The sequence below is a fragment of the Cyanobacteriota bacterium genome, from assembly GCA_025054735.1.
Taxonomy (GTDB): Bacteria; Cyanobacteriota; Cyanobacteriia; order SKYG9; family SKYG9; genus SKYG9.
The window spans coordinates 1-11952 of sequence record JANWZG010000065.1; the positions used below are offsets into that span (position 1 = coordinate 1).

Consider the following 11952-nt stretch of genomic DNA (forward strand, 5'->3'; position numbering starts at 1 on the left):
TCACCCGACAAGCTCAGCACAAACCGCTTAGTGAGCTGCCTGTAAGCCTAATTGCTGCTGCCAAGCATGATCTTCAGGTTCTCCAAAGTTTGTATCGGCGGGAGGGGCGGCAAATTGGTGACTGGATCCAACAAATTACTGACCTGCCCACGGCTCCTGTTTGGTATGAGCCAGAGCTAGGCAGGGTGGATGCAGCCTGGTTACACAACTCAAAGGACTGGACAATTGATTTGCCTACCCTAGCTGCTCATTATCGGCAGCATGGCATCGGGCTGTTGGGCGAATACCGGACATTGCGTTGGCAGCAGGGACAGTTAGTAGGAGTTTTACACCCCGACGTTATCTATCCCACTGACTTAGTGGGCTATGAGTGGCAGCGATCGCAGTTACTTAAAAATACAGAGTTTCTCTTAGCAGGTTACCCAGCCCAGAATGTACTGCTCTACGGTAGCCGAGGTTCAGGCAAGTCTTCCCTGGTCAAATCGCTGGTGTCGGCGTTTGGTGACCGTGGCTTGCGGTTGATTGAGGTAGCCAAACCAGATCTTAAGGATCTGCCGACAATCATCGAATTGCTACGAGATGCTCCCCAGAAAATCATTCTGTTTGTCGATGACCTGTCCTTTGAAGAGGATGGCGATGACTACAGAGCACTCAAAGCAGTATTGGAAGGATCCGTGGTAGCAAAAGCTCCCAATGTAGTGGTTTATGCTACATCTAATCGACGGCATCTAGTTCGCGAGTTTTTGAGCGATCGCCCGTCTCCCAGCCAGAGTGACGAAGTTCATGCCTGGGATACTGTTCAGGAAAAATTGTCTTTTAGCGATCGCTTTGGACTCACACTTACCTTTGAACCGGCTGATCAAACTACCTACCTAGCGATCGTCCATGCGTTAGCTGACCAAGCTCACATTACCCTCGATTCCCAAACCTTAGACCACTATGCATTGCAGTGGGCAACTCGTTATAACGGTCGCTCTGGGCGCACAGCTCGTCAGTTTATTGACTTTTTGCGAGCAGACCTAGCTATCAACGGTGCTCAGAGCGATGTCCAGAACGTTGCAAATCACACCAAGCTGGGCTAATTTTGGACACAAGCTAAAAAGCAACCTTAAGCAGATGGTAGGGCGACCCGCACAATCGTTTGCTTACTAGGAACGCTCTCTATACTGAAATCACCGCCATAAAGCTGAGTTAGCCGCTTGACAATTGCTAACCCTAGGCCCACGCCTTGCTGCTCACGAAGGGATCGATCAAACTGCATATAGGCCCCCACACTAGCAATCTGCTCATCGGTCATGCCGCAACCATAGTCGATGACATGCAGCACAAATTGCTGATTATGATAAGAGCTATAAACCTGCACCGCTGAACCGGGCTGAGAGAACTTTAAGGCGTTATCTAGCAATTCTTCCAGCAGTTTCTTCAATTTCCATTCAGACATCTGAACTGCTACAGGGTGCAACTCTAGCTTCAAATCACCCTTGCGATCGTACTGCTCAGCCTTTTGCATAGCAATCTCCGCAATCACGGCTTCAGTATCTTCTAAGCGATCCTGTCTTAGCGCCTGACATTGCTGAGGGTTAGTAGCCAATAAATCCAACTTTACCATCAGCAGGGAGTTATAAACCAGACGGTGTAGGCGCTTGGTTCCCTCTTGGATTGATTCAGCAATCTCTAACAACTCGGCAGGGGCGATCGAATCATACTCTTCGACTAGGATGGATGCCATTCCCGAAATGACATTGAGTGCTGTATTTAACTCGTGGGGCAGGGCTAGGCTAATGTTGTGGCGCAGATCATCCAGTTTTTCTTGGGTTTTCCGCTCAATGACGGCCTGTTTGTCCAGACGAGCGGCGATTGCCTGTAACAACTCATCATGGGTAAAGGGTTTGGTCAGATAGTCGTCAGCTCCAGAGTCCATACCTTGACGCACGTCTGACCGATCAGCCTTAGCAGTAAGAAACAAAAAGGGAACAGTAGCCGTTTTAGGATTATGGCGTAGCTGGGTGAGCACACCGTAGCCATCCAATTCCGGCATCATAACATCACACAAAATTAGGTCTGGATGGAAGTCTTGGGCAGACTGAATCCCAACGGCACCATTTTCAGCACCTATAGCATAGAATCCTTCAGCATCTAGAATGTCCAAGATGCTGTTGCGCAGGTCAAGTTCATCCTCAATTACCAGAATCCTTTTCACTGGTCGTAGCTCCTTGTGTTTGTGGAATCAATACAGTAAACGTTGTGCCAATCCCTGCTTGACTAGAAACTGTGATCTCGCCGCCGTGTGCTTTTACCGCATTTTTGACGATCGTCAGTCCTAGCCCTGTGCCTGGAATGTTGCCCACATTGGCTCCCCGATGAAATGACTCGAACAAACGCTTCTGGTCATTGGCAGGGATGCCGATGCCCTGATCATGAACTTGAAAGACCACTTGGCTGTCGTTACAGCTCAGCGTTAACTGCACAACAGTATCTGGTGGTGAATATTTCAGCGCATTTGACAATAGGTTTGTCAAAATATGGCGGAGTAGTTTTTCATCTAGCAACAGGTTAGTGCAGTCGCCGCAGCTTGTGAACTTAATCCGCTGAGTTTGCTGATTTTCAGGGCAAACCTCATCAATCAAGTCTGCACAGAAATCTTCTACATTTAGAATGCCCAAGTTACAGCTCAACTTACCAGCCTCAGCTTTGCCCACTAGCAGCACATCGTTGAGTAAGACAGCCATATGCTTAGCAGCAGACTGTATTCGCCGGAGCACGGTGATTTGTTTGCTCATGGGCCATTTGGTGTAATAGCGCTCGATCGACTCTGCCGAGGCCAAGATTGAAGTCAGTGGTGTGCGGAACTCGTGAGATGCAATAGTAATAAATCGGGTTTTCAGCTCATTCAGTTCCTTTTCCTTAGTTAAGGCTTTGCGGATATCGCGCTCTACCTGCTTTCGCTCAGTGATGTCACGAGTGATACCTCGATAACCTTGGGGTTTCCCGTCTGTATTCAGCACAGGAGTGCCGCTAATTTCTAGGACGATCGTCTGCCCTGCCTTATGAATAAATGTGGCCTCTATCTGACTAAACGGCTGATGGTGATGAATGTGATAGCTGAGTAGGGTATGCATTCGCACCGTTTCATCATCGGGCATGAAGTCAATCATACTTCGGCCCAAAATCTCTGTTTGGTCATAGCCCGTAATATCGTAAACACGAGGATTGACATAGGTAAAGTTAAGACCCAGATCGATTTCCCACACCCAGTCGTTAGTTTGCTCAACTAGATCGCGGAACTTAGCTTCACTAGCTTGCAGCGCCATACCTGCTCGTTTGTGATCGGTGATGTCAATCCCGACAACGATGGCTGCTTGGTTGTTGTTATACTTTTGCGCCACAATTAAGTAAGCATGGCAGTTGCCATTAAAACTGATTTCAATCTCTTGGTTGATGGTTGACCTAGGACTAGCAAAAAAATCAGCTAACAGGTCGGTTAGTTGAGAACCAAGATGCAAGAATCCTACAGGCTGACCAACAAATTCCACCGGTGGCAAGTTAAAGGTGTCGGCCATGTGACGGTTTACTCCTAAATATCGGAGATCAGCGGTAACCCAGAATACTAACCCAGGTACAGCATCCAATACAGCACGGAGGTGATCCGTTGTGTGCTGTAGTTCTGTTTCTGCCCGTTTGCGTTCTGCTATTTCTAAAATGAGTCGATCAGCGACCTCTTGCCACGAGGCTGTGCGTTCCTGCACCGTTTGTTCCAAGTTCCTGAGAATGTTGGCTAGTTCTGCCTCCACCCGTCGGCGTTCCTGCAATTCTGTTTGCACTTGCTGGTGCAACTCTGACTGATGAATAGCAATACTCACCTGTTTGGTCAGTTGCTCTAGTAGATTTACTTCCCAGGTTTTCCATTGGCGGTGACTAGCGCATTGATGAACAATTAACAACCCCCAAAGATCTGCCGGGGCTGATGGATGGGCAGAGACGGCTGGTAATGGCTGTTGAGTATCATCAGTTGCAGTATTCGATGCTATAGGCAGGGTGGCAAGGCGCTTGCCCATGACGATCGGCACAATTAGACTAGAGCGCACCTGAAATTGCGTCATCAGGTCAACATAACTCTGAGGCAGCCCTGCACGATAGATATCGTTAATCACTCGTGAATGACCATTGCGGTAAGCAGAGAACCAATAGGGGTCAAAGCAACTGCACGGGATGGCATGACCAGTCATCGACTCCCATGCTGGCAAGACAGACTCCATGGCAATAATACCCTCTGTAACAGGGTTGTACTGGTCAGCAGGGTTACTAACATCAAAGCGACAGATGATGGTGCGATCAGCATTGAGTAAGCGTCGGACTTCCGAAACTGTAGTGGAGAGGATAGTGTGCAAGTCTAGAGACTGGTGAATCTGCATGGTCGTTGCTGCTAAGAGGCGATCGCATTTCGCTTGTTCCTCTAGTTGGGCTGTGCGCTCCTGCACTAGGCGCTCTAGCTCTAGGGCGCGGTGTTGTAAGACATGCAAACGATCGACCTTGAGCTGTTGCATAGATTGTTGAACTTGCCGACCGGATTGATATCGTTCTGTTGGATCACTAGCTCGCAAAATATCCATATCGGAGATGACACCCAACAGCACACCATCACCATTGACGATTGGTAAGCAGGGTAGCTGCTGCTGACGCATTTCTTGATGGGCAAGCCAAAGCGAATTAGCAGTCCGTAGCTGAACTGTCAGAGGGTGCATTACAGCTTCTACAGTGCTTTTTAGGGGTAGCCCACAGGCGCGAAACCTAACAATGTCTTGCGAAGTAACAATCCCAATTGGTGAGCGATCGCCATTAGGTTTGCTAGATACAACCACGACCCCATTTAGGCGCTGGTCTGTCATTAATTGGGTCAGGTCAATAATTGCAGTATCTATACCTACAGCCACAAACTGAGTTGTCATCACATCCCCAACATGACGCAACTTCTCTAGGTTAGACAGGGGTAACGCCCGCTGAATGCTTGCAGGGGTAATCACACCAATGGGAGCTTCCTGTTGGTTAACCACAGGCAAATGCCGGACTTGCTGTTGATAAAACACTGATGGCGTTTTGCAGAGATGATCCAAGTCTGCTTCTGCCAAGGTGATGACAGGATGAGTCATTGCGTCCTTAGCAACTACGTCTTCTAGTGAGGTATGGTGACTAATTAGCCGCACTACATCCCATGCAGTCAAAATTCCTACCAGGGCATCATGATTCACCACGAGTACACAACTTGCTAGCACGCCCTCATCAGCATTCGCCATCTGAGTAACCGTGTCTATCAGAGGAGTATCTGGCGTAACCGTGAGAAACTGCTGGTTAATCAACGCTCTTGAGTAGTTGCAAAGAGAACTAGGATCTGAGCCGGATAGTGTAAACCGATACACGAGCAACCCCCCAAACTAGTTAAGCGCATCATGGGCAATGTGACAGCATTGCCACAAGTCCTAGCATTCCCAACCGATTGTTGCATTATCACTCGCGATACAACAAACAACACCTAGGGGCAATGAGAGCTATGGAGAGTAGGCATTTAAACCAGCTCGGAGCTTAGTCTCACACTAGATGGACATCAACATGCTCTTTTAGAAATTCTTAATACAAACTTAATGTGTCTTAAATTTTCTTTACAGAAAAAGTAACGATGGTTACGGAATGTTACGGTTCGTATCATTGGAACCCGTCTAGACGACTCTGTCTAGACCACTGTGTTGCCCTTGGGTTGGATATGTCCATATCATCCCAACAAGATGAAGCCTATAACTTTCGGTTGTATATCGCCGGAATTGATGAGCCAAAATCTACTCGTGCGATCAACAATTTTTATCGCATGACTGAACGTATTGCCGGTAACTGCGACGTTGATATTGTAGATATTTATACCAATATAGAACTGACCGAGGTAGATCGAGTCAGTGCTACACCTACGCTGATAAAACTATCTCCACCGCCTGTTCAGCGATTTGTTGGGGATTTATCAAACATTGACCAGGTGTTGATGACGTTACGTATAAAGTTCGATCGCTAACTACTTCCTAGTCAGGAATTTCCATTTGCGGTAGAGCTATTATTAGCTTGAGCTGCAAACTTCTCTACGAGGCGTTGTTGGGGAGCACCAATGGCAATACCCTCACGTTGGAAGGCCATGTGAATACGTCGCCGAAATTCTCGACCGACAGCCCATTGTTGCAGAGGTTGGGTTTTGATCCACACCCGAATCAAAATACCCGTGTGAGCCAAGCGATCGACCCCCAGTACCTCTGGTGCCTCCACAAATAGTTCGTGCCAGTCAGGGTCAACATATAGGTCATGCCCTACCTGGCGAGTAACATCTAGAACGTGGTTAACGTCAGAATCGTAGGCCACTTCAATAGTGAAATCAACCCGTGACCAACTTCGAGTTAGATTTTCTACCTGAGCGATCGTACTGTTAGGTATAGTAATCAAGCGTCCTTCAGCATTACGAATCTGGGTAATGCGGAGATTCATGTTTTCTACAAGTCCATCCAGATTGCCAACCGCAATCACATCGCCAATGGCATATTGGTCTTCTAACAGAATCAGGCAGCCATTAACTAAGTCTTTGACCAGGCTTTGAGAACCAAAGGAGATAGCAATACCCAAAATGGCTCCAAATGCCAGTACTGAACTAGTGGGCACTCGCAAGACGTGTAAAATGTTAACAATGCCAATGGTGTAGACTAAGAAGGTTTTTAGTCCTTTCAATGCACGAATAGTTGTGGAGATTCGTAGCGATCGCCGTTGAGCACTGTCAACAGAAAAGAGGTCATTGCGTCGCCAAACTGCGGCAAGACGGTCGATCGCAATAGTGCCCAACCAATTAACACTACCCGTCCCAAACCAGATCAGTAGCACGATTAGGGGAGTTTCCCTGAGCCAACCTGCAAGGGGCTGGGTATAAGGAGTAGCCTGTAACACAATCTGTACGGCGACAAACCACAACAGAACTTGCGCCCAAAATAGCAACCATCGTAAAAATGCCACTAGCCCTTGATGCAGTTCCAGTGTAAGGCGCTTACCAGAATGGGCAAGGATGAGTAAGCGATGATTGATAGAGAAGTCGTTAGTGCTCCCCAGGGTATTGCGAAACTCTTCATCTAGGCCAACTTCTCGCTCTTGGAGTCGATCGCTGTAGCGGCTGAGAAAACCTTGCAGAAAGGTCAGGCCAAAACTAATGATGGCGACAGCAATTACAACTACACCTCCAACCTGGAGCCGTTGCCGAATTTTTTGGGGTTGGCGGTTTTCAAGAGCCTTAGTTAAGGCTTGTTGCAGAATATCACGCCATTTGGCAGCTAGTTCTGCGATCGACAAGCCATAGTAGTCAGCATCAAGCTGAGTCACTGTCAGCAGAATATGCGACTGCGATCGCGGAGGGCCAGATACAGTCAAGACGGTTTGTCCTCCTAAGATGGCAGCATTGACCTGCAAGTTTTCTGGGGTAATGTGAGGCCGAGCTTGGTGCAGACGGACTATGCTTACAGTTGGGTTGGTCATCACAACTCGCCTTAAGTTAGCCTCAATCAAGCTGGCTCTAGCTTCTACAGGAATCAATGACCCAGTGTTAGCACGATCGGGCACTGTTGGTGACACAATCTCAAACAATGCTGCACCATTGAATCGCACAGTTGTGACTTCAATGCTACCAAGGCGGGTAACCCCATAGGGCGGGGGTACAGCCGATGATCCACTCGGTGAGAGGGAAAACTGTCCCCACGCAGAACTGCCCCCTCTACTAAGCATGAGCCAAGCTAAGGCAATGACAATCGCCCAACGCACCATGCGGTTAAAGATGGTTAAATTCATGCTGTGTCAAGTTGGCGTGAGCAACACCCATGATTGTAGGCAATAATCGATTAAGGCAATAATCCTTTAAGATAGGAATGCATTAGGAGAGGTGGCAGAGCGGTTGAATGCGCCTGACTCGAAATCAGGTTTGGGGTAACACTCAACGGGGGTTCGAATCCCCCCCTCTCCGTTCCCATAGGAATACAGCTACCTTACAGTTGGATCCAACTAGTTACATACCAGGTATTAACCCGTAGGCTCCCTAGCTCGCTCCCACACCCTGATGAACGGTCTTTACCCATTTCAGTTGCTTGGGACGAATCGAAATTCGCACAATGATGGTAGCCATGACTAGAAACCAGTGGCACATGTAGATGGTGTCTCGAATACTGCGCAACAGGTTATAGACCAGCAAGGATGGTGGCAGTTGGATAGCCTGATTCGTAGCCATACCCAGATCGGCTTGCTTCAATTGCCGCTGCTGGCGAGAATACCCCAAAAACATGCCAACAACAGACAGCGTAATAGTCAGAATGGTAATCGGTGTAAAAATTGGTAATCGGTTGCGGAGTACTGACATCAGTAAGTCTGGGATGGATGAAGTGGCCACAAAGTATTGGCTGATCCAGAACACAGCAAGGTCAATCGTTTTTTTGGTGCCCATGCGATTTTGCAGGATAGGTTGCCAATAATCTAGGTAGCGTTGGTACCCCCCCTCACCCCAACGATTGCGTTGATGCCACAGATCAATCGCTCGGGTCACTCCTTCCTCTAACACAGGTGGATCCGATAGCACATTAATATCCCATTGGTTGAGGTGCAAACGGATAGTGAGATCTAGGTCATCAGTAATAGTTTCCTCATTCCAACCACCGCAACTTTCTAGTGCTGTACGCCGTAAAAACTGACCATTACCCCGCAACTCACCAGTGCCGCCGATCGCAATTCGATGTTCCTGGAAAAAACTGTCTACCAGCATTTCTGAAGACTGACCCTGAATCCAAAGATTTTGGGCAGCCTTGCCACCTAGCTCTGCTTGAACGATTGCCTTCCGCACTTGCACTGCACCCACACGCTCTTGCCGGAACAGGGGCAACACCCGCCGCAGTAAATCCCTAGAAACATGAGCATCTGCATCGAACACGGCAATAATGTCGCCCTTTGTCAGTGGCAGAGCTTGGTTTAGGGCACCAGATTTGCCACCCGTCGCATCAGCGCCCCGACGCAGAACATGTAGTTGAGGATATTCACAGGTAAGGGTTTTGAGAATGTCTGGAGTACGATCGCTGCTATTGTCATCAATGACCCACAGTTCATATTGCTCTTGGGGATAGTCCAACGTGCATAGAGTTTTGACTAAATCCCCAATGACAGCTTCCTCATTTTTAGCGGCTACCAATAGGGACACATAGGGCAAGGATGCTACATCGGCTAAATCCTCATCGGATAATGGTGGCATAGGTGGTGCTGGCTGGCTAAGAAAGATACGTAGGGCGTGAACACTCATCAGGGTAGTTAACCCTAATACCAGCCAAATACTCCATGACACAAAATGTAGGGCGATCGTACCACTCCAAATCACAATCAACACCAGCGCTGCTTTGCGTCTACGTCCACCATAGTGATAAGTCATATTGGTGGTAGAGGATGGGGTAGATGATAGTTCAGGTTCTTCAGCACTGGGTAACAAAGAATCTAATGATTCGAGGGGACTATAAGATGTCTCCTCAGACCAGGAATTTTCTGGCATATAAGCACTAGCTCACACTCGATAGATTAGCTGAGATGCTATTTATTCTAGCGATAAGTTGGTTGTCATACGTGATAGCAAGCTGGTACGTCTCTAATTCACCCAAACAGCAACTCCAGTGATAGCAAACTCTGTTAACAACAATTGGTTGCTTTTGGTTATCAACATTCCTGACAAATCCGCAAAACGGGCTAACGAGGTTGTAACAGTGCTGCTAGTATGTAGTATCTAATGTCCATGTCTGCGTTTCTCCGGTCTAGACTGCATGAGTAATGGAGAAAATGCTATGGATGATTGTGGGTGTGAGGTGATGTATCCGTTAGCCTAATGACTTTTGACGTGGCTTTTAACGTTGTTGTGTTAGACAAGATGCTAGATGCATGAAGGTTGAACAACTGAGCAGTGCCTTCACCCTGTTTCTCAGCTTGCTAGTGGAAGCTATGCCATTTTTGCTGCTGGGGGTGTTATTTTCTGGGGTGTTGCTGTTTTTTGTGGATGAACGCAAGCTAATTGCCACCCTGCCTAAGCATCCTCTGCTTGGCTCCATCATCGGTAGCTGTATAGGGTTTTTGTTCCCGGTATGTGAGTGTGGCAATGTGCCTGTAGCTCGGCGTTTGTTGATGCAAGGGGTGTCACCAGCGGTTGCGATCGGGTTCCTGTTGGCAGCACCAACCGTTAATCCTGTAGTAGTTTGGGCAACGTGGATTGCCTTTCGCGATCAACCAGAAATTGTGGCATGGCGGGTTGGCTTATCTCTGGGTATAGCAATTGTCATCGCTTGGATCTTTAGTGCCCAGACTGATATGCGTCCACTGCTGCAACCTGCGGTTACTCGCATCATGCCAGCTACGCCTCGCACAGAGAAACTCTCTGCTGATGGAACTGCTCTGTTACAGTCGGGAACATTTTTGCTAGGGGGTCGGTCTGGCTCTTTGCTACAGCTAGATACGCCAGAGATGTTGACTCAAGTGAATTTTTCTGTGGGGCGTTTGCCGCTGGGCAAGAAGCTAGGACTATTACTTGACAACACAATTCAGGAGTTTCGGGAATTGGCGGGTGTGCTTGTCATTGGGAGTGCGATCGCTGCTAGCATTCAAGTCTTTGTTCCTCGTGACTGGATCCTGAGCCTAGGCCAAGGCCCAATGACTTCTGTGTTGGCAATGATGGGGCTTGCTGCCGTTGTTTCCATTTGTTCTACAGTAGACGCTTTTTTTGCCCTATCCTTTGCGTCCATATTCACTACAGGATCCCTGTTAGCATTCTTAGTCTTTGGCCCTATGATTGACCTGAAGGCAATTGGTCTCATGCTATCCATCTTCAGACCAAGAGCAATTATTTATCTATTTCTCTTGGCAGGGCAATTAACGTTGCTTGCCACGCTGTTCTTGAATCTTTACGTGAGCTAGATCAATGGCACAGCCACGCCCCCATCGCATCAGCCGCAAGGATCGGATTCGCCGTCTCAGGCAGGAGCAGGCTAGTCGTCGCTCAGTCGGGAATATAGGCTTTTTGGAGTCACTGCGGCAGCGGTTCAATCCAGACCAGAACCATCCACCAAGTCTGTTGACACCTCTACTGAAGAGTAGCGATCGCCGTGCCCAGCGCCGTCATAGTTCTCTAGCAATAGAGATGTCTGGGGAAACAGTATCCTCTCCCCGACGACGAGGCTACAAGCCCAAGCCTAACCACGCTCGTAGTGCACCTAACTCACCTTCAGCAGCTTCTGCTACCTCTCCTATACTAGATGCCGTCGCGATCGTCGCTTGGGCGATACTGCTATTTCGCTACTGGCGAACCGGTAAATTGCTTCTTCTCATTCATCCCAATTACCTGGGGCTAACTATTTTTGCTGGCGTTACCCTGATGGTGGTTGCAGTTTTGAAACTGCTAGTGATGATGACAAATCCTGGCAATGAGGATACACGGTCGTCGGCTGCTCATGTTTCCTTGTTTCCGCCCATCCTCAGCATTGTGTTGTTAGTAGTCACAGCAGTGTTAGGTTTAGTAATTGAACCCCGTGCCTTTGCTAGTCAAACCGCTATTCAGCGTGGCATTACAGATGCTATTCCCTTGACTCGTGTTAAACCTCAAACTTTTCGCACTCATGTTGCTCCCGAAAGTAAGTCCATCACTGACTGGGTGAGAACGTTAGCAGCTTACCCTGAACCCGATGCCTACAGTGGCCAGCGGGCAAAAGTTCAAGGGTTTGTCGTACACCCTCCCAACTTTCCGGCAACCCATTTACTGATTTCTCGATTTGTCATTACCTGTTGTGCTGCAGATGTCTATCCTGTAGGGTTGCCTGTTAGGCTGCCCAGCGATCGTAGTGCGTTTCCCCCCGATCAATGGTTTGAAGTGGAAGGGGT

At 48.3% G+C, this 11952-nt stretch carries 8 protein-coding genes and 1 tRNA gene; 5 read left to right on the forward strand and 4 right to left on the reverse strand.

What is annotated here, in order from left to right:
* On the forward strand, nt 1–1082 hold a 1082-nt coding region (locus NZ772_04950; protein ID MCS6812908.1), incomplete at its 5' end, for an ATP-binding protein.
* 26 nt (nt 1083–1108) lie between these two features.
* On the opposite strand, the gene NZ772_04955 is transcribed toward NZ772_04950, so the two are convergent.
* Together NZ772_04955 and NZ772_04960 are read right to left on the reverse strand one after the other, a co-directional pair.
* On the reverse strand, nt 1109–2200 hold the full coding sequence (locus tag NZ772_04955; protein ID MCS6812909.1) for a response regulator: 1092 nt from the start codon (nt 2198–2200) through the stop codon (nt 1109–1111).
* Entirely contained in the window at nt 2178–5354 is a 3177-nt protein-coding gene (locus NZ772_04960) for a CBS domain-containing protein (GenBank protein MCS6812910.1), read from the reverse strand. The genes NZ772_04955 and NZ772_04960 overlap by 23 nt, the downstream gene beginning before the upstream one ends.
* Before the next feature lie 401 nt (nt 5355–5755).
* Here NZ772_04960 and NZ772_04965 point away from each other — a divergent pair, with 401 nt between their 5' ends.
* On the forward strand, nt 5756–6055 hold the full coding sequence (locus tag NZ772_04965) for a circadian clock KaiB family protein (protein MCS6812911.1): 300 nt from the start codon (nt 5756–5758) through the stop codon (nt 6053–6055).
* 11 nt (nt 6056–6066) lie between these two features.
* Here the strand turns inward: NZ772_04965 and NZ772_04970 are convergent, their stop codons facing one another.
* The gene (locus tag NZ772_04970; GenBank protein MCS6812912.1) at nt 6067–7854 is read right to left on the reverse strand and encodes a mechanosensitive ion channel; all 1788 of its coding nucleotides are present in this window, start codon (nt 7852–7854) and stop codon (nt 6067–6069) included.
* Between the two features lie 85 nt (nt 7855–7939).
* Between NZ772_04970 and NZ772_04975 the strand changes: the two genes are divergently transcribed.
* A tRNA-Ser gene (locus NZ772_04975) sits at nt 7940–8026 on the forward strand.
* A 72-nt stretch (nt 8027–8098) separates the two neighbouring features.
* Here the strand turns inward: NZ772_04975 and NZ772_04980 are convergent.
* Nucleotides 8099–9586, reverse strand: a complete 1488-nt coding sequence (locus NZ772_04980) for a glycosyltransferase family 2 protein (protein ID MCS6812913.1) — start codon at nt 9584–9586, stop codon at nt 8099–8101.
* Between the two features lie 380 nt (nt 9587–9966).
* Here NZ772_04980 and NZ772_04985 point away from each other — a divergent pair, with 380 nt between their 5' ends.
* Complete coding sequence (locus tag NZ772_04985) at nt 9967–10992, forward strand: permease (protein MCS6812914.1); 1026 nt, start codon at nt 9967–9969, stop codon at nt 10990–10992.
* Between the two features lie 4 nt (nt 10993–10996).
* Nucleotides 10997–11952 (forward strand): TIGR03943 family protein (locus NZ772_04990; GenBank protein MCS6812915.1); only part of this gene is annotated, 956 nt, incomplete at its 3' end.

Bases quoted from the DNA above. Each gene is read 5' to 3' on its own strand.
- NZ772_04965 (MCS6812911.1), top strand. From the start codon at position 5,756: ATGTCCATATCATCCCAACAAGATGAAGCCTATAACTTTCGGTTGTAT.
- NZ772_04970 (MCS6812912.1), bottom strand. From the start codon at position 7,854: ATGAATTTAACCATCTTTAACCGCATGGTGCGTTGGGCGATTGTCATT.
- NZ772_04980 (MCS6812913.1), bottom strand. From the start codon at position 9,586: ATGCCAGAAAATTCCTGGTCTGAGGAGACATCTTATAGTCCCCTCGAA.
- NZ772_04985 (MCS6812914.1), top strand. From the start codon at position 9,967: ATGAAGGTTGAACAACTGAGCAGTGCCTTCACCCTGTTTCTCAGCTTG.